Below are 23,381 nucleotides of genomic sequence, written 5' to 3' on the forward strand. Positions count from 1 at the left end.
ACTTCTCTTTTTCCGCCAAGGATCCGAATCATGAATGCAGCTTTGAACTCGCGTACCGCGCAGCGCGCCGCGTCCTACTACGCCGCCAGCCTCAACGACCCGACCCAGTACCCGACCCTGCAAGGCACGGTCGAGGTCGATGTGGTGATCATCGGCGGCGGCTTCACCGGCGTTGCCAGCGCGGTGGAACTGGCCGAGCGCGGCCTTAAAGTCGCCATCGTCGAAACCAACCGCATCGGCTGGGGCGCCAGCGGGCGCAACGGCGGGCAGGTCACCGGCAGCCTGTCCGGCGATGAAGCGATGCGTAAACAGATGCGCGGCAAACTGGGCGATGACGTCGATGATTTCATCTGGCACCTGCGCTTTCGCGGCCACCAGATCATCGAGCAGCGGGTGCAGCGCTATGGCATCGACTGCGACCTCAAGCACGGTCACCTGCACGCGGCGATGAAGCCGTCGCACATGGCCGAACTGCGCGCCTTCGCCGAAGAAGCCGAGCGGCGCGGCATGGGCGATCAGGTGCAGTTGCTGGACCGCGAAGGCATGCGCCAGCACCTGGATTCGCCGCTGTACCTCGGCGCGCTGAAAAACCTGCGCAACCTGCACCTGCACCCGCTCAACCTGTGCCTGGGCGAAGCCCGCGCCGCCCACAGCCTGGGCGCGCTGATCTTCGAGAACTCGGAGGTGCTGGACATCGTGCATGGCGCGAACCCGGCAGTGGTCACCGCCCAGGGCCGGATCAACGCGAAGCAGGTGCTGCTGGCCGGCGACGTCTATCACAAGCTCGAGCCGGGCCAACTCAAGGGCAAGATCTTCCCGGCCATGGGCGGCATCGTCACCACCGCGCCATTGGGCGACCTGGCAAAGCAGATCAACCCGCAGGATCTGGCGGTGTACGACTGCCGTTTCGTCCTCGACTACTACCGCATGACCGCCGATGGCCGCCTGCTGTTCGGCGGTGGCGCCAACTACTCCGGTCGCGACTCACGGGATATCGCCGGCGAACTGCGGCCGTGCATCGAGCGCACGTTCCCGGCGCTGAAAGGCGTGCCGATCGAGTTCCAGTGGAGTTGCGCCATGGGCATCGTGGTCAACCGCATTCCGCAACTGGGCAAGCTGTCGGACAACGTCTGGTACTGCCAGGGCTATTCCGGGCATGGCGTTGCCAGCAGCCACATCATGGGCGAGATCATGGCCGAGGCGATTACCGGGACGCTGGAGAAATTCGACACCTTCGCCGGCTGCTCGCATGTGCGCGTGCCGCTGGGCGATGTGCTGGGGAATCCGCTGTTGGCGGCGGGGATGTGGTACTACCAGATGCTTGAGAAATTGCGCTGAAGCCTCTTCGCGAGCAAGCTCGCTCCTACAGTGTAGGAGCGAGCTTGCTCGCGAAGGATTTGAATCAAGCGATCTTCTTGAGACCCAACTTCTTCAACTCTTCATCCCGCAGCTCGCGCCGCAGGATCTTGCCGACGTTGGTGGTCGGCAAGGTATCGCGGAACTCGACGAAGCGCGGCACCTTGTAGCCGGTGACGTTGGCACGCATGTGCTCCATCACCTGCTCGCGGGTCAGGGTCACGCCCGGCTTGACCACGATGAACACCTTGATGAGCTCGCCCGACTTCTCGTCCGGCACGCCGATAGCCGCGCATTGCAGCACACCCGGCAGGGTCGCCATGACATCTTCCAGCTCGTTGGGGTACACGTTGAAGCCGGACACCAGGATCATGTCTTTCTTGCGATCGACAATCCGCATGTAGCCGTCCGGCCGGATAACCGCGATGTCACCCGTCTTCAACCAGCCTTCGGCATCGAGGATTTCGGCGGTGGCGTCCGGACGCTGCCAGTAGCCCTTCATCACTTGCGGGCCCTTGACGCACAACTCGCCCACTTCACCCAGCGGCAACTCGTTGCCGGCATCGTCAACCACCCGACACAGGGTCGAGGGCACCGGAATGCCAATGGTGCCGGCCTGGATGTTCTGCGCCGGGTTGACCGACGCTACCGGGCTGGTCTCGGTCATGCCGTAGCCTTCGCAGATCGCGCAACCGGTCACGTCTTTCCAGCGCTCGCCGACCGATAACTGCAAGGCCATGCCGCCGGAGAGGGTCACTTTCAGCGCCGAGAAGTCCAGAGCGCGGAAACCTTCGTTGTTGCACAGGGCAACGAACAGGGTGTTCAGCCCGACGAAGCCGCTGAACTTCCACTTCGACAGTTCCTTGACCATCGCCGGCAGGTCACGCGGGTTGCTGATCAGGATGTTGTGACCGCCGATCAGCATCATCGCCATGCAGTGAAAGGTGAAGGCGTAGATGTGATAGAGCGGCAGCGGGGTGATGAGGATTTCGCAGCCTTCATTGAGGTTCGAACCCATCAGCGCCTTGCACTGCAGCATGTTGGCCACCAGGTTGCGGTGGGTCAGCATGGCGCCCTTGGCAACGCCGGTGGTGCCGCCGGTGTATTGCAGGACGGCAACGTCGTCATGGGCCGGCGAGGCTTCCTTGACCGACTTGCCGCGCCCCTTGGCCAGGGCATCGTTGAACTTCACGGCGGTAGGCAGGTGATAGGCCGGCACCATCTTCTTCACGTACTTGATCACGCTGTTGACCAGCAGCCGCTTGAGCGGTGGCAGCAGGTCGGCAACCTCGGTGACGATGATGTGCTTGACCTGGGTCTTGGGCACGACTTTCTCGGCCAGGTGCGCCATGTTCGCCAGGCACACCAGCGCCTTGACGCCCGCGTCGTTGAATTGATGTTCCATTTCCCGCGCCGTGTAGAGCGGGTTGGTGTTGACCACGATCAGGCCGGCGCGCATGGCGCCGAAGACCGCGACAGGGTATTGCAGAACGTTCGGCAGTTGAACGGCAATGCGGTCGCCGGGTTGCAGGTCGGTGTGCTGCTGCAGATAAGCAGCAAAGGCACCGGACAACTCGTACAATTCGCCGTAAGTCAGGGTCTTGCCCAAGTTGCTGAATGCCGGTTTATCGGCAAAGCGCTGGCAGGACTGCTTCAACACCGCTTGGATATTCGGATACTCATCAGGATTGATTTGCGAGGCAACCCCGGCTGGGTACTTATCCTTCCAAAAGTTTTCAATCATGGAAGCCCACTCCTCCAGCACAGCGAATTCTTCACCGCGTCGATGCGATTATTATTGATATTTGATGTCGGTTTATTGCAAACCGATTGATCAGAAGCGCGCCGAGAGTAGCAGCTTTACCAGGGGTCGCCTAGAGCTAAAGCGGCCCAACTGGTCACTAAAATGACTCATGAATAATCATTGGTCATGTTTAGAGTAAAGATTCTAGGCGCGAGTAAAAGCCATAAATAACAAGCCGCAGGATAGTGCGACAAACCGCTCTATCCTGCCGCTTTCAGCTTATAGCTTGTAGCTGCTCAAGCCGGTTCGCGCAACTCGCGACGAAGAATTTTGCCCACCGGCGTCATCGGCAGCGAGTCGCGCAACACGATGTGCTTGGGCACTTTGTAGCCGGTGAAGTTGGCTTTGCAGTAGGCCTTGAGCTCTTCAAGGCTGACGCCGCCCTCGCGCGCGACCACGAACAACTTCACCGCCTCGCCGGAACGCTCGTCCGGCACGCCGATGGCCGCGCAACTGGCGACCTTCGGGTGCGCCATCATCACGTCTTCGATTTCGTTCGGGTACACGTTGAAACCCGAGACGATGATCATGTCCTTCTTGCGGTCAACGATACGGGTGAAGCCGTCCGGATCGATCACCGCGATATCGCCGGTCTTGAACCAGCCTTCGGCGTCGAACGCTTCGGCGGTGGACTCCGGACGCTGCCAATAGCCCTTCATCACCTGTGGCCCCTTGATGCACAGCTCGCCGCGCTCGCCCAGCGGCAACTCGTTGCCGTCGTCATCGGTGACCTTGAACGCCGTGCCCGGCACCGGAATGCCCACCGTGCCGAGGCGCGCCAGTTGCCCGTAAGGGTTGGTGCTGGCCACCGGCGAGGTTTCGGTCAGGCCGTAGCCTTCGACAATGCGACAGCCCGTGATCTGCTCCCAGCGCTCGGCAGTGGCCTTGACCAGCGCGGTGCCGCCGGAGTTGGTGACCTTGAGCGCGGAGAAATCCAGGTCCTTGAAACCGGGGTTGTCCATCAGCGCAACGAATAGCGTGTTCAGCCCCAGCAGCGCCGAGAAGCGCCACTTCTTCAGTTCCTTGACGAAGCCGGGAATGTCGCGCGGGTTGGTGATCAGTACGTTGTGGTTGCCGGTGACCATCATGCACATGCAATTCGCGGTGAAGGCATAGATGTGGTACAGCGGCAGCGGCGCGATCATCACCTCCTGGCCGTCCTTGAGCAGCTTCTGCCCGTCAGGCCCGATCTGCGAGAAACACGCCAGCACCTGGAGCATGTTCGCCACCAGATTGCCGTGGCTGAGCATCGCGCCCTTGGCCACGCCGGTGGTGCCGCCGGTGTATTGCAGCACCGCAATGTCCTCGTGGTTCGACTGCACCGGCTTGAGCGAATGGCCCCTGCCCTGGCGCAGCACCTGCTTGAACGGCAACGCCTGCGGCAAGTGATAGGCGGGGACCATCTTCTTCACCTTGGCCACCACGGTATTGACCAGCCAGCCCTTGGCGGCAGGCAGCATGTCGCCCATCTTCGCCTCGATCAGCACCTCGATGCCGGTATCGGGCAGCACTTCCTGCACCAGCTTGCCGAACATGTTCAGGTAGACCAGCGCGCGGGCGCCGGAGTCCTTGAATTGGTGGCGCATCTCGCGAGCGGTATACAGCGGGTTGGTGTTGACCACGATCAGCCCGGCGCGCAACGCGCCGAACACGGCGATGGGGTATTGCAGGACATTGGGCATCTGCACCGCGATGCGATCGCCCGGCTTCAGGTCGGTGTACTGCTGCAGCCAGCCGGCGAAGGCCGCGGAATAACGGTCCAGCTCGGCATAGGTAAGGGTCACGCCCAGGTTGGTGAAGGCCGGACGGTCGGCGAACTTCTTGCAGGAGCGCTCGAACACTTCGATCACCGATTTATAGGTGCTCATGTCGATCTGCGAAGGGACGCCCTCGGGGCGCTTGTCGTTCCAGAAATCGGCGTGCATTTATTATTGTCCTCGTTCCTGAGCCTTTGACGGGGCCGGTTGCCTGCTTGCAAAACGGCATTCTGCCGACGTTAGCAGCTCCGCCACAGGCGGCAAATACGCCAAGGACCGTCATTGATTGTGTGAATCTCGGCGCCCCGCGTGGCTCGATCCAGGCGCTGGCTATAGGCTATACAGTAGCTGCACCCGCGATCCGCACAGGGAAATCCGCCATGTTCCACGACGCCTTCTGGCTGCCGGCCAGCAATCACTGCAGCCTGTATGTCCACCAATGGCTGCCGACTACACCAGTCCGCGCCGTGGTGTTGCTGGCCCACGGCATGGCTGAGCACGCCGGTCGTTACCAGCGCCTCGGCGAGGCCCTGAGCAGTGCCGGTTTCGCGCTGTACGCCCATGACCAGCGCGGCCACGGCCGCACTGCCGAACTCGGCACCCTCGGCCTGTTCGCCCGTGAAAATGGCTGGAATGCCGTGGTCAACGACCTGGGCCTGCTCAACCAGCACATCGGCCAGCAATACCCGGGGGTGCCGGTATTTCTGTTCGGTCACAGCATGGGCAGCTACATCGCCCAGGCCTACCTGCTGCACCACAGCGGCAGCCTGCAAGGCGCGGTGCTCAGCGGCTCGAACTTCCAGCCTCCGGAGCTCTACCGTGCGGCGCGGCAGATCGCTCGTCTGGAGAGTTGGCGTCAGGGCCCGCAAGGGCGCAGCGCGCTGATCGAATGGCTGTCGTTCGGTTCGTTCAACAAGGCGTTCAAGCCGACCCGCACGGCCTTCGACTGGCTCAGCCGCGACCCCGCCGAAGTCGACCGCTACGTCGCCGACCCGCTGTGCGGCTTCCGCTGCTGCAACCGGTTATGGATCGACCTGCTCACCGGCCTTGAACACATCAGCCGCCACGCCAACCTCGCGCAGATCGATCCGAACCTGCCAATTCTGGTCATGGGCGGTGAATGTGATCCGGTGAGTGCCGGCAAGCGTCTGAAAGATCTGACCGGCGCCCTGCGCCTGTCCGGGAACCAGCACGTGCAACTGCGACTCTATCCGCGGGCACGGCATGAATTGCTCAACGAAACCAACCGCGACGAGGTTACCGCGCAGCTTATCGACTGGCTGGAACAGACCCTGGCCCTTGGCCGGCCAGCCCGCAGCGAGTAATACTGCCCGCCCCCGTCGCGCCCTGAAGGAAGCACCACGAATGACCCAGGTCACCAACACGCCTTACGAATCCCTCGAAGTCGGCCAGACCGCCAGCTTCAGCAAGACCGTCGAAGAACGTGACATCCAACTGTTCGCCGCGATGTCCGGTGACCACAACCCGGTGCACCTGGATGCCGAGTTCGCGGCCAAGAGCATGTTCAAGGAGCGCATTGCCCACGGCATGTTCAGCGGCGCGCTGATCAGTGCGGCGGTGGCCTGTGAACTGCCAGGCCCCGGCACCATCTACCTGGGCCAGCAAATGAGCTTCCAGAAGCCGGTGAAGATCGGCGACACCCTGACCGTGCGCCTGGAAATCCTCGAAAAACTGCCAAAATTCCGCGTGCGCATCGCCACCCGCGTGTTCAACCAGAACGAAGAGCTGGTGGTGGACGGCGAAGCCGAGATCCTCGCCCCGCGCAAACAGCAGACCGTCGATCTGGTCAGCCCGCCGCCGATCACCTTCGGCTGACGCCCTCCCGCAAGCGGCGCTCGCTGCAGCGCCGCTTGGGACGACAGGTTGGCCGCGTGTCAGCCCTCCAGCGGGATCCAGATTTCTACCAGCCCGCTGGCAGTCTCCGCATCGAAATCATCGCCATAACGCTCGAACTCCGGCGCCTCGGCGGCGCGTTCACCGGAAGCCGGCAACCACTGTTTCCAGATTTTTTCGAAGGTGTGGCCCAGGCCGCTCACCTTGCCACGGTGTTCGAACACCGCATAACGCTGCGGCGCCAGGGTGTGCCAGGTGAAATACGGCGGCAGGACACTGGTGCTGCGCACCTCCACGCCGGCGATATACAGGAACCCGCCGTGGCCGTCGAAGTTGCAGCACACGCCGTAGGTATCGTCACCGATCTGCCCTGGGATCTTGCCGATTTGCGGTGCCAGGCGCTCCCAGAGCGCGGGAATGCTTTTGTTGGTCTGTTGGGTGTAGCGCTCGCCAAAACCGGCGATGGTGAATGACCGCCCATGTTCGAATCGTGCGGGAGCAAACCCGGCTTCCATTTGGGTCGACATATCCATGCCTCACAAGGTCAATTCATAAAGATCCATGACGGGCGGCATTATGGGTTGCCGCGCCTAATGGCACTCCGCTAGCGTAGCCGCGTTGCATACTCGGGGAAACCTGCCAAATGGCATTAATCAGTCAGCCACTCCAAGCCTTCGGCCTGGTCGAGTCGTCCTGGGTCAGGGCCAGTTCGGCCTGCTTCGAGCGGCATACCCACGACGAATATGTGCTCGGCGCCAACCTGCGCGGCAACGAGCGCATCTGGCTGGACGGCCAGACCCTGGAAGTGCCGCCCGGCAGTGTCACGCTGTACAACCCGCTGGCGGTGCAGGCCTCGGAGTTCGCCGAGGACGGTGTCGAATACATCAGCCTGCACCTGGACCCGGACGCCCTGCGCCACATCGCCAGGGACAACAATCTGCAACAGTTTGATGACAGCTTGAGCTTCGCCCAGGGTGTGCTGCACAACACGGCGCTGTACCGCGCCATTGTCGACTTCGCCAAAGCGGACGCCGGCGAACCGGCGTATCAGGAAGAAGCGCTACTGGCCCTGCTCGCCCAGTTGCTCGAACAACCGACGGCGCCAGCCATCGAACAGGCGGGCTCACTGCGCCTGGCCATGCAACTCATGCGCGACACGCCGCAGGCCAAACTCGCGCTGGAGGATGTGGCCGCCGCTGCAGGGCTGAGCAAATACCACTTCGTGCGCTGCTTCAAAAAGGCCACGGGGCTGGCGCCCTTGCAGTACCACATGCAATTGCGCCTGAGCGAAGCGCGGCGGCGCTTGCGTGATGGCCTGCATCCCGCGGAGGTGGCGGATGCCCTGGGCTTCTACGACCAGAGCCACTTCATCAACGCTTTCCGCCGGGTCATGGGCGTGACGCCGAACAGCTATTGGCAGGCGTTCAGAGCGTCGGCGCGAGGATGAATTCGCGGTAGCCGGAAACGATCACATAGACCGCGAAATAGCAGAAGATCGCTGCCGAAGCGAGGTAAGACCAGGTCAACAAACGATCACCGAGCAGCCGCCCACCGTGGCTGGCCACCCCGCACAGTGTCACGCACCAGAGCACCCCGGCGCTGAAGAAGCCGCTCAGGAACACCCCCGCCTCCACCGGCCCACCGGCGCCGGAGCGAGAGATCAGCACACCGCCCACCGCGGCGAACCAGAGGATCGCGCTGGGCGACGACATGGCCAGAAAGATCCCGCGCAAGAACTCCCGCCAGGGCGACTCGCGCACCACCTTCGCCTCGGTGTCCAGATGCGCATCACCGCGGATCGCGGCCAACAACATCTTCACCGCGAACCACACCAGCAGCAGCGAACCGCCAACCCACAGCACCCAGCGCACGGCGCTGAACTGCAACAGCATGGTCATCCCCGCCAGCGCCGCCAGGGCGTAGAGCAGATCGCCGACGCACGTCCCCAGTCCCAACCACATGCCCTGCCAGAAGCCACGCTGCATGGCCAGGGTGATCATCGCGATATTGGCCACGCCGATGTCCAGGCACAGCGACAGGCTCAGAAGAAATCCGTTGGAAAAAGGCATGAACGATCCGCTACCGGCTACAGGAAAAGGCAGCCGGCATTAAAACGGATCTGGTGGGGGATGTATTGGAAGAAATTGCGCGCGGATCAGACCAGAGCGGCCTGCTCGAACACCTCATCGGCCCACTGATTGAGGCTCTTGCCGGCCTTCTGCGCGGCGATGGTTGCGGCGGCGTGCACTTCCGGGCGGATGCGCAGCATCACTTTGCCGGAAGCCGGTTTTTCCGGCGCGACCCCGCGCTCCGCGCAATCGCTCAGGTAATCCTCCAGCGCCAGCCGGAACGCCTCGTGCAGCGCACTGACGGAACTGGCGTGGAAGCTGATGATGTCCCGCACACCCAGGACACGCCCGACGAAGATGTCGTCGCGGGCGTCATAGTCGATTCGGGCCGCATAGCCCTTGTAACTCATGCTACTCATGTTCAACTCCTGCCCGCAGGAGAAACTCCCGGGCTTCCTCAACCTGATAACGCCTGGCCTCCTTGCCGGGATGTGGCCGGTGGCAGCGCCATTGCTCCTGCCCCAGCACCAGCTTGACCCTCGACCCTTCACGCTCATGCACCGAGCCGCCTAGAAAGACGATCAAAGCTTCAATGTCGGCGAACACCAGTGAACTGCTGGTGGGTGACCGAAAGAGGGTTTCGAGGGTTTTGCGATGTCGATTTTTCATTCGCGGATGCTATCAAATCAAGATAGCACTCTTTCCGCCGAGATCCATTCAAGACTTTTCAGTCACCCGCCAACACCCGCGCAAACTGCTCCCGATCAATATTCGCGCCGCTGAGAATCACCGCCACCTTGCGCCCCTTTTGCCGCTCGCGTTCCTGGTGCAATGCGGCAAGGCCGGCCGCGCCGGCGCCTTCGGCGGTGTTGTGGGTGTCTTCGTGGTAGATGCGGATGGCGCGGGCGATTTCATCGTCGCTGACCCGGACGATGCGCGCCGCGCCCTCGCGGATGATGTCGAAGGCTTCCGGCTGCGGAATGCGGCAGGCCATACCGTCGGCAAAGGTGTCGGCGGTTTCGGTGGTGACGATGCGGCCCTGCTCGACACTGCGGGCAAAGGCATCGGCCTCGGTGGAGACCACGCCGATGATCTCGGTCTTCAGCCCGAGCAGATCACGGGTACGGATCAACCCGCAGATGCCAGAGCCCATGCCGATCGGAACGTAGACCGCATCCAGGTCCGCCACCGCCTCGAACAGTTCCAACGCATAGGTGGCCACGCCGCGAATCAGTTGCGGGTGAAACGGCGGCACGCTCTCGTAGCCATGCACTTGTCCCAGCCGCGCGGCCTCGGCCCTGGCCTGGTCGAAGTCGCTGCCGTGCTCCACCAGCTCGGCGCCAAGGCCGCGCATGGCTGCGTTTTTTTCCCGGGAGTTGCCTTCGGGCACCACGATGATGATCGGCAACCCGGCATTGCGCGCCGCCAGCGCCATGCTCTGGCCGTGGTTGCCGCGCGTAGCGGTGACCAGGCCACGCACGGCTGGCGAGCGGCCATGCAGAGACTGCACGTAAAGCAAGCCGCCACGCACCTTGAAGGCACCGGTGGGCGTGTGGTTTTCATGCTTGACCCAGACCTCGCAACCCAGCCGCTCGGCCAGCCGCGGCCAGGCGTACTGCGGGGTGGCGGGCACCTGGGCGTGGACCAGGCGGGCGGCTTCGCGCAAGGCAGGCAGATCGAACATGGAACACCTCGGGTCAGGGGATTTGACCCGATCCTAGTGGCCGCGCATTGTATGGGTAAAACCTTATATTGCATGGCCGACAATAAAACATGTGGATCCCCAGCCTTCCCGACGACGGACAACCCCGCTACCTGGCCCTGGTCGCCGCCATCGCCCGCGCCATCGAAAGCGGCGAGCTTCAGGTCGGCGCCCGCCTGCCACCGCAGCGGCGCCTGGCCTGGGCGCTGGGCCTGAACCCGAGCACCACGCAACAGGCCTATCGCGAGGCGGCGGCGCGGCATCTGGTGTCCGGCGAGGTCGGTCGCGGCACCTACGTGCTGGCCGGCAGCAAGGAGGCCACCCTGTTCCGCCTCAAACAGCGGGACAACGGTAGCTCGCAGATCGACCTGTCGACCAACGTGCCCGTGGTCGATACCGACAGCGAAGATTTCGACCGGACCCTGCGCGAGTTGCTGCAGCAAAACCCAAGCCACACCCTTGAACACTACCTCGGCGCCGAACAGTTGCTGCTCGGTCGCGTGCACGGCGCCAGTTGGTTGTCGCAGCGCGGACTGCACCTGACCGCCGCGCAGGTGCTGCTGTGCGGTGGCGCTCAGCAGGGGCTGTTCAGTGTGCTGTTGTCGTTCTGCCAGCCCGGCGAAGCGGTGATGGTCGAAGCGCTGACCGCTCCCGGGATCAAGGCTGCTTGCCGGCAATTGCGCTTGCCGCTGCACGGCGTCGCCATGGACCACGAAGGCATCCTCCCCGACGACCTCGACCGCGTCGCCCGGGCCAGCGGCGCCCGGGTGCTGGTGCTGACGCCGGCGCTGCACAATCCCACCGGCGCCTGCATGGGCGAACAACGTCGTCGCGATATCGCAGCGGTGGTGGAACGGCTGGACCTGTTGCTGGTGGAGGACGATGTCTACGGCGCCCTGGGCGACCAGCCACCCTTGCTGCCGCTGTTGGGCCCGCGAGGGTTGCTGGTCAGCAGCCTGTCCAAGACCGTCTGCGCCGGCCTGCGCCTGGGCTGGATCGTCGGCGACGCGGCGTTGCTGGAGCGCATCGACCCGTATTCCCAGGCCACCCATTGGCCCATCGCCCCGCTGGTCCTGCAAATCGCCTGCCGCTGGATCGAGGACGGCACCGCCGCGCGCAAGCTCGCCTGGCAGCGTGAAGAGGTCAATCAACGCTGGCGCCTCGCGGCCAGGCTGCTGGGCCCGGCGCTGGCCGATCAAAGCACGCCGTCGCCGCACATCTGGGTCAGCGGCCCGCGTCCGGGCGAAGTGCTGGCCGCAGCCTGCCGGGCCAAGGGCGTCGAAGTCGTGCCCGCCCAGGTGTTCGCGGTCAAGCAGGGCCAGGTGCCGGCTATCCGCGTCAGCCTCACGGCCGCCCGCAGCCGGGCCGAACTGAAGCAGGCGCTGGAACGGGTGGCGCAGGTGCTGGACGAATTCGCCGCGCAGGATCCGGAGTGACAGCCGCGCCGGCCCTCCTACACTCAAGCCGCCGTTACGGAACCGGACGCTCATGACTTCACTCGAAACCTTCTACACCCAGGCCGCCGCCCACCTCAGCCAGCAAGACCCGGCGTGGGCCGCGCACATTGAGGCCATCGGCCCGTGCCTGCACACCCCGCTGCCGACCCGCGATCCTTACCAGGCGCTGGTCCGCGCCATCGCCTACCAGCAACTGCATGCGCGCGCCGCCGAGGCGATCCTCGCGCGCTTTCTCGCGCTCTATCCTGATTCCGCGTTTCCCACCCCCGCGCAACTGCTGGCGACCACGCCGGAGCAACTGCGCGCCTGTGGATTTTCCGGGCGCAAGATCAACACCGTGCAGGCCGTCGCCCAGGCGCGGCTGGACGGTTTGGTGCCGGATCACGACGAGGCCCGGCAACTGGCACATGAAGTGCTGATCGAGCGCCTGACCCGGCTGCCCGGTGTCGGCCGCTGGACCGTGGAAATGCTGCTGATCTACACCCTGGAACAGATGGACATCCTGCCGGTCGATGACTTCGGCGTGCGCGAAGGCTACCGTCGTCTGCACGGGCTCGCGGCACAACCGACGCGCAAGCACCTACAGGAACTGGGCGCGGCCTGGAGCCCGTACCGCACGGTCGCGGCGTGGTATCTGTGGCGGGTGCCAGCGAAGTGAATTCAAAAGCAAGCGACGGAGTTTTTCGTGGCCTGGGGATTTCTAGACTGTGCTCCAGCTTCAGCCGTTCGGAGAAAGAACATGCGCCCTAAAACCCAACCCACGGTCAGCGAATCCGATCCACGCTGGCAAGCCCTGCTCGCCCGCGACCCGGCCGCCGACCCGTCGTTCGTCTACGGCGTGCGCACCACCGGCGTCTATTGCCGCGCGTCCAGCCCGGCGCGCCGGCCGCGCATCGAAAACGTCGAGTTCTTCGCCACTGCGGCCGAAGCCGAAGCCGCCGGCTACCGACCAAGCCGACGCCGCGGCACCGACCAGAACGATCTGGCGCGGCAACACGCAGTCCAGGTCGCCCGGGCCTGCAAGCTGATCGAAGAAGCCGAGACCGAACCGAGCCTGGAGCAGTTGGCCGAGCAGGTGAACATGAGCCCGTACCATTTCCACCGGGTGTTCAAGCGCGCCACCGGCCTGACGCCCAAGGCCTACGCCACGGCGCACCGCGCGCAAAAGCTGCGCCAGCACCTGCAGCGTGCCGACTCCATCACCGAGGCGGTCTACGAAGCGGGTTTCAATTCCAACAGCCGCTTCTACGAATCCAGCAATGCCCGCCTCGGCATGACACCGGCGACCTACCGCGATGGCGGCGCCAAGACCGATATCCACTTCGCCATCGCCCAGTGCTCGCTGGGCGCAATACTCGTCGCACAGAGCACCAAGGGCATCTGCGCGATCCTGCTGGGCGACGACCCGCAGGCGCTGCTGCAGGACCTGCAGGACAAATTCCCCAAGGCCCATTTCATCGGCGCCGATGCCGCGTTCGAACGTTTGGTGGCGCGGGTGGTGGGTTTCGTCGAAGCGCCGGCGATCGGTCTCGACCTGCCGCTGGACCTGCGCGGCACAGCGTTCCAGGAGCGGGTCTGGCAGGCGTTGCGGGATATTCCGGTGGGCAGCACTGCCAGCTATGCCGAGATCGCCGAACGCATCGGCTCGCCCAAGGCGGTTCGCGCCGTGGCCAAGGCCTGCGCGGCCAACAGCATCGCGGTGGCGGTGCCCTGCCATCGAGTAGTGCGCAGCGACGGCAACCTGTCGGGTTATCGCTGGGGCGTGGCGCGCAAACAGCAGTTGCTGGAGCGGGAAAGAACCTGATTGGTTATCGAAGCCACCCTAATAAACCGTCTACAAGTGCAAACTCAAGACAATAAAAAGCCCCCGTTAAAACGGGGGCTTTGAATCAACCAAGTGCAACTTTCAACCCTGGCTGCAACCGTCACCCATGACCCGGTATTCGACGGTGTGGCGCTGGCCCTGATGATCTTCGTAGACCATGGTCGCCGGTACCACTTCACAGACATTCGGAACATTCGACAGGCTGATGACCTTGGCGATATCCAGCTTGGTGCCGTAGCTGTATTGCTCAACGGCGGGCTGTACGGCCGTGTCGGCAAGGGCGAACGAAGAGACGGCAAGCAGTGCAGCTGCAATTAATGCTTTCATGAGAGTTGGGCCTTTAAAGCAATCGAGCGAACAGATTGACTTCATGTGCCGAGGTGGCGCGGAGAAGTTGTTATATCAATAAGTGGACATAACACGAAGTACCGATCCCGGTAGAAGTTGTTGACTGGGGATGCGCTCAGTTTACTGATCTGCTAACTTCGTTGAATCGCGAAGCCTGACATTCACTGTTACCGTTTTCGCAACAATAATCGCCGATCCTTACCTGCCGGCAACGCTTTGCGCTCAGCGCAAACGCCCGTGCCAGAGCCCTCGCCCCGTGCCAAACCCGAGCCCGATCCCGTGCAGCCTGCTTAGTACCTCCGAGCGGCCGCTGCTGAATAAATTCTACAAACGCCATGCTTCGCCAATGCGCGCCAACGAGAACAGCGTGGTTTGGGTCGCCCGGGCGGGTGAAATCATCGCCGCGCTGAACCTGACAGCGGTGCCGGGTGGTCAGTGGCTGACGGGGCTGTTGGTCGCGCCGGACTGGCGCAAGCAACAGGTCGCCCGGCGCCTGATCGACGAAGCCAGCCAGGATGCCGAAGGCTTCATCTGGCTGTTCTGTCATCCGGATCTGCGGGCGTTCTATGAACGGCTCGGCTTCGTCGTCGATGAAACGCTACCCGCGGTCCTCGCCGAACGCCTGGCCCGCTACCGACGCAGCAAGCCATTGCTGGCGATGGCGCGGGATCAGTCGTCGCTGGCCGGATCCAGCCCGGGGAACAGCACCTCGGTGTAACCGAAGCGGCTGAAGTCGTGGATGCGCGAGGGGTAGAGGCGACCGATCAGGTGGTCGCACTCATGTTGCACCACCCGGGCGTGGAAGCCTTCGGCGGTGCGGCGGATCGGCTGGCCATCGGGGTCGACGCCTTCGTAGTAGATGCCCTTGTAGCGGCTGACCACGCCGCGCAGACCCGGCACCGACAAACAACCTTCCCAGCCCTCTTCCAGTTCGCTGCCCATCGGCGTGATGACCGGGTTGAGCAGGATGGTCTGCGGCACCGGTTCGGCATCCGGGTAACGCTCGCTGCGCTCGAAGCCGAAGATCACCAGTTGCAGGTCGACACCGATCTGCGGCGCGGCCAGGCCGACACCGCCGACATGGCGCATGGTTTCGAACATGTCGTCGATCAGTTGCGTCAGTTCGGCGCTGCCGAACATATGCTCCGGGACCGGCGGGGCGATGCGCAGCAAGCGCTCATCGCCCATCTTGAGAATGTCATGAATCATGGGGGGCTCGGTTGACAGGTTCTGCCTCGGGAGCCAGGGAATGATCGCGCCCCAGCCCGGAAACATGCTTTTTATCATGCTCGGCAGCGTTTTCACCGGGTTCTTTTTCCCCCGGGTCCTTGCCCTCGTCGGACATGTGCTCGATCACCGCATTCATTTCCGCACCAAGCAGCAACACCGCCGCAGAAATGTAGAAATACAGCAACAGCACGATGATCGCGCCGATGCTGCCGTACATCGCGTTGTAGTCGGCGAAGGTCTTCACGTAGTAACCGAAGCCCAGCGAGGCGATGATCCACACCACCACCGCCAGCACCGAGCCGGGGGTGATGAAGCGGAATTCCTGTTTCACATCGGGCATCACGTAGTAGATCAACGCCACCGCCACCATCATCAGAATCACGATGGCCGGCCAGCGCAGCACCGTCCACACCGTGACGATGATTTCTTCCATACCGATTTGCGACGCCACCCAGCTCATGACCTGAGGCCCCAGCACCATCAGCGCCGCAGCCGCCAGCAGCATGCCGGCAATACCGACTGTGTAGAAAATCGACAGCGGAATGCGCTTCCACACCGGACGGCCTTCGGTCACGTCGTAGGCGGCGTTCATCGCGCTCATCATCAGGCGCACGCCGGCCGAGGCGGTCCACAGGGCGATGACGATACCCACCGAAAGCAAGCCGCCCTTGGATTGCTGCAACTGGTCGATCACCGGGTTGACCTGTTCCAGCGCCTGCGGCGGCAGCACCAGCTCCGACTGCAGGCGCAGCCAGGAGAAGAAGTCCGGCAGGTGCAGGAAACCGATCAGGGCAATGAGAAACAGCAGGAAGGGGAACAACGAGAACAGCATCTGGTAGGCGAGTGCCGAGGCGTAGGTGGACATCTCATCATCGAGAAACTCGCTGACCGTACGCACCAGCACGCGGTGTAGTGGAATCCCGCGCAAGTGGGGAAGAATCATGGCGTCTCCTTTCGCTGCCCGAAGCACTGGTTCCCGGGTCGAAATTGGGAAAAGTTACAAAACAGTCTAATAGACCCCACGCAGATGGTCGCGATTCAATCCTGCAGACAAAAAAACGGCCACCCGAAGATGGCCGCTTTCCGACAGCTACAGCAATCAAGGCTTCTTCACGGCATCCTTGACCTTGCCGACCGCTTGCTGGGCTTCGCCCTTGAGTTCCTGGGCCTTGCCCTCAGCGCGCAGACGATCATTGTCGGTAGCCTTGCCGACGCCTTGCTTGATGTTGCCGACCGCTTCGTTGGCCACGCCTTTGACTTTATCTTTGGTGCCACTCATGGGATTTCTCCTCGAAGGGAACGTCAGAATTGACATGGTGGTTGAGTGGCGGACGAAGCCGAGAGTTTCATTTATTTTTTGCCCGGAGACTCACTGGGTCTCGGAATAGCACATGGCGCGTAGATCCGAGTTGCTGATGGTCCCGCAACTCCCGCTCCCTGTCTTGGCATAGCAGTACGTACGCTGATCGCTGTCGCTGATCGTGCCGCAACTGCCGTTACCGGTCTCGGCATAGCATTGCGTGCGCAAATCGGAGTTGCTGATGGTGCCGCAACTGCCGCTCCCCGTCTTGGCATAGCAGTACGTACGCTGATCGCTGTCGCTGATGGTGCCGCAACTGCCGTTACCGGTCTCTGCATAGCATTGCGTGCGCAGATCGGAGTTGCTGATGGTTCCGCAACTGCCACTCCCCGTCTTGGCATAGCAGTACGTCCGTTGATCGGAGTCGCTGATCGTTCCACAACTGGCATTGGCATACCCGCTGAACATCAACAGCAAAGCGATGAGTACCCGCATTTCTTTTTCTTCCATGGCGATACCAGGGACCAGCCTGGCACTAAATAAGGCGACTTCAATTGTCGACGCTGGTTTTGCGCAATCAAATTGACATCATTTCTGGAAAAAGTTCAGAGAGGGCGTTGAGAACCAAAGCGGTCGCTTTATGTTTCACAGCATTGCCAGCACAATATCCGACCTTTCAAGCGTCACCCGTAGGAAACCTGCATGAAACTCGATAAACCCACCGCCATCGCCCGGCGCAACCAGGCGCTGGAAAAACCCATGCTGAACAGCGACAACACGCTCTTCGCGGTGCTCGACAGCAAGCGCAACCTGTGGTGGTTCGATGTCCCGGTGGCCTGGCTGCGCAAGAACAGTGAGTTCGTCAACCTGCTCCTGCACACCCCCGAGACTGACAATCTGCAGCACCTGAAAGTGCCGGTGCGCGACCTGCGCACGCACCAGGAGAAGATGGAAGTGCGTAACGCCGGCAAACGCCGCGCGACCATCAGCCTTGCGCTGTCGGCCGACCGTGACTCGCTGTTGCGTGACTTGCGGCCCGGTGGCGACAACCTGGACTTCTCCGGTTATCGCCAACGCTGATCAGGCCAGCTCGATGCGGTTGTCGTGGATAACGATCTGACCGCTCTTGTACAAGGCGCCGATGGCCTTTTTGAAGTTGCCCTTGCTGACCCCGAACATGTCGCTGATCACTTGCGGATCGCTCTTGTCGTTGAGCGGCAGCACGCCATCGGAAGCCTTGAGCTTCGCCAGGATCTGCTCGTGCAGGCCAAGAGCGGCGTCCTGGCCGATGGGCTGCAGGCTCAGGGCGATCTTGCCGTCGGCGCGCAGTTCCTTGATGTAGCCCTTTTCCTGCTTGCCGGAACGCAGGAACTTGAACACTTCGTTCTTGTGAATCAGGCCCCAGTGCTTGTTGTTGATGATGGCCTTGAAGCCCATCGGGCTCTCTTCCACCACCAGCAGGTCAACCTGCTGGCCGACCCGGTAGTTGGCCGGCGTCTGGTCCAGGTAGCGGTCCAGCTTGGCGGTGGCCGTGATACGGCGGGTGCGGCGGTCGAGGTAGACGTGCACCACGCAGTACTCACCGGCGCGCATCTGGCGCTTTTCTTCGGAGTACGGCATCAGCAGGTCCTTGGGCAGGCCCCAGTCGAGGAAGATGCCGATGCTGTTGATTTCGATGACCTTGAGGCTGGCGAACTCGCCCACCTGGACCTTGGCCTTCTCGGTGGTGGCGATCAGCTTGTCTTCGCTGTCCAGGTAGACAAAGACGTTCAGCCAGTCTTCGACCTCACTGGGCGTGTCCTTGGGGATATAGCGGTTGGGCAGAAGAATCTCGCCATCCGCGCCGCCATCCAGGTACAGACCGAAGTCCGTGTGCTTGACCACCTGCAAGGTGTTGTAACGCCCAACTAAAGCCATGTCCGAAAATCCTCGTTGCGAGCCGCGCATTCTACACCCGAACCATGGGAATCGCCCGACAGATCAGCGCTTTCATTGCTGAAGGAGATCAGGTTGAACCGGTATGGGAAGACCTGTTCTATACCCAGTAAGGATGCCAACCGAAGGGACTCGCCATGTCCGCTCGTCTACTGCGCTGCCTGCGCCCCGCTGCCTTGATCGTCGCCAGCCTGTTTCTGCTGTCATGCACCCGGCTGGACCTCGCTTACCGCAACCTCGATGTGCTGGTGCCCTGGTCCCTCAGCGATTACCTGGACATGAACCGCCAGCAGAAAAGCTGGCTCAACGAGCGCCTCAAGCAGCAATTGGCCTGGCACTGCAAAACCCAACTGCCCGGCTATCTGGACTGGATGGACCGCATTCGCGGCATGGTCGCCAACGATCAGGTCACCGATCAGGGTTTGCAGGAGCGCACCCAGGAAGCCCGTCAGGCCGTGGCCCGGGTCGCCGAGCAAATCACCCCGTCGGCGGCGCAGTTGCTCAAGGGCATGGATGACGAGCAGGTCCGCGAAATGCGCCAGAGCTTCGCGGAGGATATTCGCGAGCGGCAGGCAAAATACGTGAAAACACCGCTCTCGAAGCAGATCGCGCAGCGTGGCGAGCGAATGGAGAAACGCCTGTCGCCGTGGTTCGGCGGCCTCAGTCCACAGCAGCAAGAACGGGTCGCCGCCTGGTCGGCGAGCCTGGGCGAGCAAAACCGCGCCTGGATCGCCAACCGTGCTCACTGGCAGAACGAATTCAGCAACCTGATGGACCAGCGCCAGAGCGACAACTTCGAGCCGCGCCTGGGTGATCTGCTGAAAAACCGCGAACAATTCTGGACCCCGGAATACCGCGTCGCCTTCCAGAACACCGAAGAGCAATTGCGCAGCTTGCTGGTGGACCTGATGGCGCAGAGCAGTGCTCAACAGCGCCAGCACCTGGACAGCCGGCTGGCCCAGGTGCGGCGCGACTTCAGTGAACTGAAGTGCCTGAAAAGCTGAAGCGGTCCGTCAGGCGATCATTTCTTCGCGGCCTTTACGCCGGTACGGGAAGACATCGATCACCTTGCCGGCGCTGATCGCGTCCTGCAGGCCTTTCCAGTACTCGGCATCGTACAGCTCGCCATGCAACTGGCTGAACAGACGGCGCTGGCCCATATCGGCGAAGAGAAACGGCGGGAACTCCTCGGGGAACACGTCGTGCGGGCCAATGGAATACCAGGGCTCGCTGGACATCTCGTCCTCGGGGAAACGCGGCGCCGGGATGCGGCGGAAATTGGCCTCGGTGAGCAGGGTGATTTCGTCATAGTCGTAGAACACCACCCGGCCGTGACGGGTGACGCCGAAGTTCTTCAGCAGCATGTCGCCGGGAAAGATGTTCGCCGCCGCCAGTTGCTTGATCGCCAGACCGTAATCGTCCAGCGCTTCGCGGACCTGGGCATCGGTGGCGTTTTCCAGGTACAGGTTCAGCGGGGTCATGCGCCGCTCGGTCCAGCAGTGACGCACCAGCACCGTGTCGCCTTCCAGGGTCACGGTCGAGGGTGCCACTTCCAGCAGTTCGGCCAGGCAATCCGGGTCAAACTTGCTCACCGGGAAGCGAAAATCGGCGAACTCCTGGGTATCGGCCATACGCCCTACCCGGTCGACGCTCTTCACCATGCGGTACTTTTCGATCACCGTGGCGCGGTCGACGCTTTTCGACGGCGAGAAGCGGTCCTTGATGATCTTGAACACGGTGTTGAAGCCCGTCAGGGTGAACACGCTCATCACCATGCCGCGCACGCCGGGCGCCATGATGAAGCGGTCGTCGGTGCTGGCCAGGTGGTTGATCAGCGCCCGGTAGAACTCCGATTTGCCGTGCTTGTAGAACCCGATCGAGGTGTACAGCTCGGCAATATGTTTGCCCGGCAGAATGCGCTTGAGGAAGCCGACGAACTCCGCCGGCACCGGCACATCCACCATGAAATAGGAGCGGGTGAAGGAGAAGATGATCGACACATCAGCTTCGTCGGTGATCAGCGCGTCGATCTCGATGCCATGGCCTTCGCGGTGCAGCAGCGGGATCACCAGCGGCCATTGCTCGTCCTGGGTGAAGATCCGCCCCACCAGGTACGCGCCTTTGTTGCGGTAGAGCACCGGCGAGAACAGCTCGATCTGTAATTGCGGGTCCTTGCACATCCAGTCCGGCAGGTTGTCGCGCAATTGCGCTTCCAGGCGGGCCAGGTCGCCCGGCAGGTCGGCGTAGGGCACATCGAAGCGGTAGTCGTTGAAAATCTGCCCGAGCAGCCCGGCCAGTTGCCCGTCCGGGCGATAGACGCGGGTCTGCGCTGCACGTTCATGGGCGCGCAGCGACGGCCGGGTGGTGTGGATGAACATGCAGCCGTCGCTGATCAGGTCGTGGCTGAACAGGCTGCAGAAGATCGAGTTGTACCAGGTCTCCGACAGCTCATCGTCGAGACGCGGGTCGATCAGGTTGATATAGGCGCTCTTCACCAGCGGCCAGAACGAGACATCCAGCAGCACCTCGGCATCAAAGCCCTCGTGCAGGCGGGCGCTGACCTCGGCGACCTTTTCCTCGTAGAGATTGATCCGCGCCGCCGCAGCGCTCTGGATCTGTTGCCAGAGGGCTTTTTCGAAACGTTCGCGGGCACCGACGGTGATCTGGCGGAAGTGCTCGCGGTAGTTGTCGAAACCTTCGAGGATCATCCGGGCGATATCGGCGGCCGGCCATTGCTGGGGCATATCTAGACCTCTGGCACAAAGGACGAAAGCCTGAGAGTAACCGCGGCGCAGGCCGCTGCACAGGGGCGGATCGGCCAAATAGGCACCACTCTGCCAGCATCGCGAACGGGCGTTTTTGCGCGCTGGACGACATTAACCGGCATGAACGGATTCAGCCCGCAAGAAAGCGGACGAGATCGCCCCGGCTTATGCCTTACACTCCTTCCCCCGTTTCTGCCCGGAGAGTCCCGTGAGCCCCATCGCTTTGTCCCGTCTGCTGATCCTCGCCGCCGTCTGGGGCGCCAGCTTTCTGTTCATGCGCATCATCGCCCCGGTGCTGGGCACCGTGCCCACGGCGTTTTTCCGGGTGTCGATCGCCTGCGCCGGATTGCTGGTGATCCTCGCGCTGATGCGGGTGCGCTGGGATTTCCAGGGCAAGTTCAAGGTCGCCCTGATGCTCGGAATGATCAACTCGGGGATTCCGGCGACGCTCTACGCGGTGGCCGCGCAGGTGCTGCCGGCCGGCTACTCGGCGATCTTCAACGCCACCACGCCGCTGATGGGCGTGCTGATCGGCGTGCTGTTCTTCCAGGAAACCATGACGCTGCCCAAGCTGCTGGGGATCTTCCTCGGTCTGCTCGGCGTGGGGATTCTCAGCGGTGCCGGGCCGGTGGCCTTCGACCTGAAGCTGATGCAGGGCGCCCTCGCCTGCCTCGGTGCCACCACCTGTTACGGCCTGTCGGGCTTTCTCGCCCGGCGCTGGCTGGACCAGCGCGGCGGCCTCGACAGCCGTTTGTCCGCGCTGGGCAGCATGATGGGCGCCACCCTCCTGCTGACGCCGCTGTTCATCTGGAGCGTCGCCACCCAGCCACCCGCGAGCTGGGGCGGATGGCCGGTGTGGCTGTCACTGCTGGGCCTGGGCCTGCTGTGCACCGCCTTCGCCTACATCCTGTACTTCCGCCTGATCACGGAAATCGGTCCGGTGAAATCCTCCACCGTGACCTTCTTGATCCCGGCATTCGGCGTGCTCTGGGGCGCCTGGCTGCTGGACGAGCCGATCTCCACGGCGCACCTGTACGGCGGGCTGCTGATCGGCCTGGCCCTGTGGCTGGTGCTCAAGCCCGCGCCGGCTGGCGGAAGACAAACAACAAGCCGATAACGATCAGCCCCATGCCCAGCAGGCTCAGCGCGGCGAGACGGTTACCGAAGATCAGGTAATCCATCACCGCGGTGACCGCCGGCACCAGGTAGAACAGGCTGGTGACATTGACCAGATTGCCGCGGGCAATCAGCCGGTACAGCAGCAGGGTCGCCAGCAGCGAGACCACCAGCCCCATCCACAGCAACGAGCCCCACAGTTGCGCGCCCGGCTGCACCGCCAGCGGCTGGAACGGTGCGAACAACCCGCACAGCAACAACCCGGAGAGGTACTGCAACGGCAGCGTGCCGAGCGGGTTGCGGGTGATGCGCTTCTGCATGATCGAACCGAAGGTCATGCTCGCCAGCGCCAACAAGGCGAAGCCCATGCCGGCCAGGGAGATTCCGCCCAGGCCGAGCCCCTGCCAGACCACCAGCACCAGCCCGGCCAGGCCCAAGCACAAACCGAACACCCGACTGAACGAGCGTTGCCGTTCCATCAGCGCGACGGTGAGGATTGGTTGCACGCCCATGACCGTGGCCATGACGCCGGGCGTGACCTTCAGGTCCAGCGCCAGCAGGTAGAAGATCTGATAGGCGCCGAGTAGCACCGCACCGGTGATCAGCGCCTGACGGATGGCTGCGGGTTCACGGGGCCAGCGCAGCCTGAGCAGCGGCCCGAGCAACAACAGACCGCCGAGGGCGATGAGAAAGCGCAGCAACAGAAAAGCGAAGGGCGTGGCCTGCGCCAGTCCCAGTTTGGAAACGATCGCGCCACTGCTCCAGAGCAGGACGAACAGGCTGGTGGTAGCCGCCGAGGCCACGGATGCTTTGCAAAGAACAGACATGAATTTGCCACCTGTATTCGGGCAAGTAAGCCGAAC

At 62.8% G+C, this 23,381-nt stretch carries 26 protein-coding genes; 11 read left to right on the forward strand and 15 right to left on the reverse strand.

Annotation, left to right across the window (positions count from 1 at the left end):
• Positions 1–30 precede the first annotated feature (30 nt).
• Complete coding sequence (locus tag CKW37_RS02540; RefSeq protein WP_095153877.1) at positions 31–1,338, forward strand: FAD-binding oxidoreductase; 1,308 nt, start codon at positions 31–33, stop codon at positions 1,336–1,338.
• A 64-nt stretch (positions 1,339–1,402) separates the two neighbouring features.
• On the opposite strand, the gene fadD1 is transcribed toward CKW37_RS02540, so the two are convergent.
• A complete protein-coding gene (gene fadD1, locus CKW37_RS02545; RefSeq protein WP_095153878.1) occupies positions 1,403–3,100 on the reverse strand; it encodes a long-chain-fatty-acid--CoA ligase FadD1 in 1,698 nt (565 codons plus the stop codon).
• A 296-nt stretch (positions 3,101–3,396) separates the two neighbouring features.
• Positions 3,397–5,085, reverse strand: a complete 1,689-nt coding sequence (fadD2, locus tag CKW37_RS02550) for a long-chain-fatty-acid--CoA ligase FadD2 (RefSeq protein WP_095153879.1) — start codon at positions 5,083–5,085, stop codon at positions 3,397–3,399.
• 212 nt (positions 5,086–5,297) lie between these two features.
• On the opposite strand from fadD2, the gene CKW37_RS02555 reads away from it, so the two are divergent.
• Entirely contained in the window at positions 5,298–6,242 is a 945-nt protein-coding gene (locus CKW37_RS02555) for an alpha/beta hydrolase (protein ID WP_095153880.1), read from the forward strand.
• A gap of 40 nt (positions 6,243–6,282) precedes the next feature.
• Positions 6,283–6,753 carry a MaoC family dehydratase gene (locus CKW37_RS02560; RefSeq protein ID WP_095153881.1) on the forward strand — a complete coding sequence of 157 codons (471 nt, stop codon included), beginning with the start codon at positions 6,283–6,285 and terminating at the stop codon, positions 6,751–6,753.
• A gap of 59 nt (positions 6,754–6,812) precedes the next feature.
• Here the strand turns inward: CKW37_RS02560 and CKW37_RS02565 are convergent, their stop codons facing one another.
• Positions 6,813–7,298: a GyrI-like domain-containing protein gene (locus CKW37_RS02565; protein WP_371864258.1), complete on the reverse strand. Its 486-nt coding sequence runs from the start codon at positions 7,296–7,298 to the stop codon at positions 6,813–6,815.
• A gap of 116 nt (positions 7,299–7,414) precedes the next feature.
• Between CKW37_RS02565 and CKW37_RS02570 the strand changes: the two genes are divergently transcribed.
• Entirely contained in the window at positions 7,415–8,218 is an 804-nt protein-coding gene (locus CKW37_RS02570) for an AraC family transcriptional regulator (protein WP_095153883.1), read from the forward strand.
• On the opposite strand, the gene CKW37_RS02575 is transcribed toward CKW37_RS02570, so the two are convergent.
• From CKW37_RS02575 to CKW37_RS02590, 4 genes are all read right to left on the reverse strand, one after another.
• Complete coding sequence (locus CKW37_RS02575) at positions 8,196–8,840, reverse strand: LysE family translocator (RefSeq protein WP_095153884.1); 645 nt, start codon at positions 8,838–8,840, stop codon at positions 8,196–8,198. The two genes, CKW37_RS02570 and CKW37_RS02575, sit on opposite strands and share 23 nt — an antisense overlap.
• A gap of 86 nt (positions 8,841–8,926) precedes the next feature.
• Complete coding sequence (locus tag CKW37_RS02580) at positions 8,927–9,259, reverse strand: type II toxin-antitoxin system HicB family antitoxin (protein ID WP_095153885.1); 333 nt, start codon at positions 9,257–9,259, stop codon at positions 8,927–8,929.
• On the reverse strand, positions 9,252–9,509 hold the full coding sequence (locus tag CKW37_RS02585; RefSeq protein WP_095153886.1) for a type II toxin-antitoxin system HicA family toxin: 258 nt from the start codon (positions 9,507–9,509) through the stop codon (positions 9,252–9,254). Before CKW37_RS02585 ends, CKW37_RS02580 begins: the two co-directional genes overlap by 8 nt.
• 58 nt (positions 9,510–9,567) lie before the next feature.
• A complete protein-coding gene (locus CKW37_RS02590) occupies positions 9,568–10,524 on the reverse strand; it encodes a threonine dehydratase (protein WP_095153887.1) in 957 nt (318 codons plus the stop codon).
• 89 nt (positions 10,525–10,613) lie between these two features.
• On the opposite strand from CKW37_RS02590, the gene CKW37_RS02595 reads away from it, so the two are divergent.
• From CKW37_RS02595 to ada, 3 genes are all read left to right on the forward strand, one after another.
• Positions 10,614–11,978 (forward strand): PLP-dependent aminotransferase family protein, encoded by a 1,365-nt coding sequence (locus CKW37_RS02595; protein WP_095153888.1) that lies wholly within the window; start codon positions 10,614–10,616, stop codon positions 11,976–11,978.
• A gap of 52 nt (positions 11,979–12,030) precedes the next feature.
• A complete protein-coding gene (locus CKW37_RS02600; RefSeq protein ID WP_095153889.1) occupies positions 12,031–12,657 on the forward strand; it encodes a DNA-3-methyladenine glycosylase in 627 nt (208 codons plus the stop codon).
• 81 nt (positions 12,658–12,738) lie between these two features.
• Positions 12,739–13,803 (forward strand): bifunctional DNA-binding transcriptional regulator/O6-methylguanine-DNA methyltransferase Ada, encoded by a 1,065-nt coding sequence (ada, locus tag CKW37_RS02605; protein ID WP_095153890.1) that lies wholly within the window; start codon positions 12,739–12,741, stop codon positions 13,801–13,803.
• 102 nt (positions 13,804–13,905) lie between these two features.
• Here ada and CKW37_RS02610 read toward each other — a convergent pair whose 3' ends face one another.
• Positions 13,906–14,151, reverse strand: a complete 246-nt coding sequence (locus CKW37_RS02610; protein ID WP_095153891.1) for a DUF2790 domain-containing protein — start codon at positions 14,149–14,151, stop codon at positions 13,906–13,908.
• 277 nt (positions 14,152–14,428) lie between these two features.
• On the opposite strand from CKW37_RS02610, the gene CKW37_RS02615 reads away from it, so the two are divergent.
• Positions 14,429–14,890 (forward strand): GNAT family N-acetyltransferase, encoded by a 462-nt coding sequence (locus CKW37_RS02615; RefSeq protein WP_256587675.1) that lies wholly within the window; start codon positions 14,429–14,431, stop codon positions 14,888–14,890.
• On the opposite strand, the gene def is transcribed toward CKW37_RS02615, so the two are convergent.
• The 4 genes from def to CKW37_RS02635 form a co-directional block, all read right to left on the reverse strand.
• A complete protein-coding gene (def, locus tag CKW37_RS02620) occupies positions 14,842–15,381 on the reverse strand; it encodes a peptide deformylase (protein WP_095153893.1) in 540 nt (179 codons plus the stop codon). The genes CKW37_RS02615 and def overlap by 49 nt on opposite strands.
• On the reverse strand, positions 15,371–16,345 hold the full coding sequence (locus tag CKW37_RS02625) for a YihY/virulence factor BrkB family protein (protein WP_095153894.1): 975 nt from the start codon (positions 16,343–16,345) through the stop codon (positions 15,371–15,373). The genes def and CKW37_RS02625 overlap by 11 nt, the downstream gene beginning before the upstream one ends.
• A gap of 156 nt (positions 16,346–16,501) precedes the next feature.
• Positions 16,502–16,681: a CsbD family protein gene (locus CKW37_RS02630; protein WP_095153895.1), complete on the reverse strand. Its 180-nt coding sequence runs from the start codon at positions 16,679–16,681 to the stop codon at positions 16,502–16,504.
• 90 nt (positions 16,682–16,771) lie between these two features.
• Positions 16,772–17,212, reverse strand: a complete 441-nt coding sequence (locus tag CKW37_RS02635) for a hypothetical protein (protein WP_371864259.1) — start codon at positions 17,210–17,212, stop codon at positions 16,772–16,774.
• A gap of 192 nt (positions 17,213–17,404) precedes the next feature.
• On the opposite strand from CKW37_RS02635, the gene CKW37_RS02640 reads away from it, so the two are divergent.
• Positions 17,405–17,782 (forward strand): hypothetical protein, encoded by a 378-nt coding sequence (locus CKW37_RS02640; protein ID WP_095153897.1) that lies wholly within the window; start codon positions 17,405–17,407, stop codon positions 17,780–17,782.
• On the opposite strand, the gene CKW37_RS02645 is transcribed toward CKW37_RS02640, so the two are convergent.
• The gene (locus CKW37_RS02645; protein ID WP_095153898.1) at positions 17,783–18,619 is read right to left on the reverse strand and encodes a S1 RNA-binding domain-containing protein; all 837 of its coding nucleotides are present in this window, start codon (positions 18,617–18,619) and stop codon (positions 17,783–17,785) included.
• Between the two features lie 155 nt (positions 18,620–18,774).
• On the opposite strand from CKW37_RS02645, the gene CKW37_RS02650 reads away from it, so the two are divergent.
• Positions 18,775–19,641 (forward strand): DUF6279 family lipoprotein, encoded by an 867-nt coding sequence (locus CKW37_RS02650; protein WP_095153899.1) that lies wholly within the window; start codon positions 18,775–18,777, stop codon positions 19,639–19,641.
• Between the two features lie 9 nt (positions 19,642–19,650).
• On the opposite strand, the gene aceK is transcribed toward CKW37_RS02650, so the two are convergent.
• Complete coding sequence (aceK, locus tag CKW37_RS02655) at positions 19,651–21,381, reverse strand: bifunctional isocitrate dehydrogenase kinase/phosphatase (protein ID WP_095153900.1); 1,731 nt, start codon at positions 21,379–21,381, stop codon at positions 19,651–19,653.
• A 229-nt stretch (positions 21,382–21,610) separates the two neighbouring features.
• Between aceK and CKW37_RS02660 the strand changes: the two genes are divergently transcribed.
• Positions 21,611–22,519 (forward strand): DMT family transporter, encoded by a 909-nt coding sequence (locus tag CKW37_RS02660; protein WP_095153901.1) that lies wholly within the window; start codon positions 21,611–21,613, stop codon positions 22,517–22,519.
• Here the strand turns inward: CKW37_RS02660 and CKW37_RS02665 are convergent.
• Positions 22,476–23,345, reverse strand: coding sequence for a DMT family transporter (locus CKW37_RS02665; protein WP_095153902.1), 870 nt, complete (start codon positions 23,343–23,345; stop codon positions 22,476–22,478). The two genes, CKW37_RS02660 and CKW37_RS02665, sit on opposite strands and share 44 nt — an antisense overlap.
• Between the last annotated feature and the right edge of the window lie 36 nt (positions 23,346–23,381).

Source organism: Pseudomonas sp. Irchel 3E13, assembly GCF_900187455.1.
GTDB lineage: Bacteria > Pseudomonadota > Gammaproteobacteria > Pseudomonadales > Pseudomonadaceae > Aquipseudomonas.

Coding starts and splice junctions, on each gene's coding strand:
- CKW37_RS02540 (WP_095153877.1), top strand. CDS start 31: ATGAATGCAGCTTTGAACTCGCGTACCGCGCAGCGCGCCGCGTCCTAC.
- fadD1 (WP_095153878.1), bottom strand. CDS start 3,100: ATGATTGAAAACTTTTGGAAGGATAAGTACCCAGCCGGGGTTGCCTCG.
- fadD2 (WP_095153879.1), bottom strand. CDS start 5,085: ATGCACGCCGATTTCTGGAACGACAAGCGCCCCGAGGGCGTCCCTTCG.
- CKW37_RS02555 (WP_095153880.1), top strand. CDS start 5,298: ATGTTCCACGACGCCTTCTGGCTGCCGGCCAGCAATCACTGCAGCCTG.
- CKW37_RS02560 (WP_095153881.1), top strand. CDS start 6,283: ATGACCCAGGTCACCAACACGCCTTACGAATCCCTCGAAGTCGGCCAG.
- CKW37_RS02565 (WP_371864258.1), bottom strand. CDS start 7,298: ATGTCGACCCAAATGGAAGCCGGGTTTGCTCCCGCACGATTCGAACAT.
- CKW37_RS02570 (WP_095153883.1), top strand. CDS start 7,415: ATGGCATTAATCAGTCAGCCACTCCAAGCCTTCGGCCTGGTCGAGTCG.
- CKW37_RS02575 (WP_095153884.1), bottom strand. CDS start 8,840: ATGCCTTTTTCCAACGGATTTCTTCTGAGCCTGTCGCTGTGCCTGGAC.
- CKW37_RS02580 (WP_095153885.1), bottom strand. CDS start 9,259: ATGAGTAGCATGAGTTACAAGGGCTATGCGGCCCGAATCGACTATGAC.
- CKW37_RS02585 (WP_095153886.1), bottom strand. CDS start 9,509: ATGAAAAATCGACATCGCAAAACCCTCGAAACCCTCTTTCGGTCACCC.
- CKW37_RS02590 (WP_095153887.1), bottom strand. CDS start 10,524: ATGTTCGATCTGCCTGCCTTGCGCGAAGCCGCCCGCCTGGTCCACGCC.
- CKW37_RS02595 (WP_095153888.1), top strand. CDS start 10,614: ATGTGGATCCCCAGCCTTCCCGACGACGGACAACCCCGCTACCTGGCC.
- CKW37_RS02600 (WP_095153889.1), top strand. CDS start 12,031: ATGACTTCACTCGAAACCTTCTACACCCAGGCCGCCGCCCACCTCAGC.
- ada (WP_095153890.1), top strand. CDS start 12,739: ATGCGCCCTAAAACCCAACCCACGGTCAGCGAATCCGATCCACGCTGG.
- CKW37_RS02610 (WP_095153891.1), bottom strand. CDS start 14,151: ATGAAAGCATTAATTGCAGCTGCACTGCTTGCCGTCTCTTCGTTCGCC.
- def (WP_095153893.1), bottom strand. CDS start 15,381: ATGATTCATGACATTCTCAAGATGGGCGATGAGCGCTTGCTGCGCATC.
- CKW37_RS02625 (WP_095153894.1), bottom strand. CDS start 16,345: ATGATTCTTCCCCACTTGCGCGGGATTCCACTACACCGCGTGCTGGTG.
- CKW37_RS02630 (WP_095153895.1), bottom strand. CDS start 16,681: ATGAGTGGCACCAAAGATAAAGTCAAAGGCGTGGCCAACGAAGCGGTC.
- CKW37_RS02635 (WP_371864259.1), bottom strand. CDS start 17,212: ATGGAAGAAAAAGAAATGCGGGTACTCATCGCTTTGCTGTTGATGTTC.
- CKW37_RS02640 (WP_095153897.1), top strand. CDS start 17,405: ATGAAACTCGATAAACCCACCGCCATCGCCCGGCGCAACCAGGCGCTG.
- CKW37_RS02645 (WP_095153898.1), bottom strand. CDS start 18,619: ATGGCTTTAGTTGGGCGTTACAACACCTTGCAGGTGGTCAAGCACACG.
- CKW37_RS02650 (WP_095153899.1), top strand. CDS start 18,775: ATGTCCGCTCGTCTACTGCGCTGCCTGCGCCCCGCTGCCTTGATCGTC.
- aceK (WP_095153900.1), bottom strand. CDS start 21,381: ATGCCCCAGCAATGGCCGGCCGCCGATATCGCCCGGATGATCCTCGAA.
- CKW37_RS02665 (WP_095153902.1), bottom strand. CDS start 23,345: ATGTCTGTTCTTTGCAAAGCATCCGTGGCCTCGGCGGCTACCACCAGC.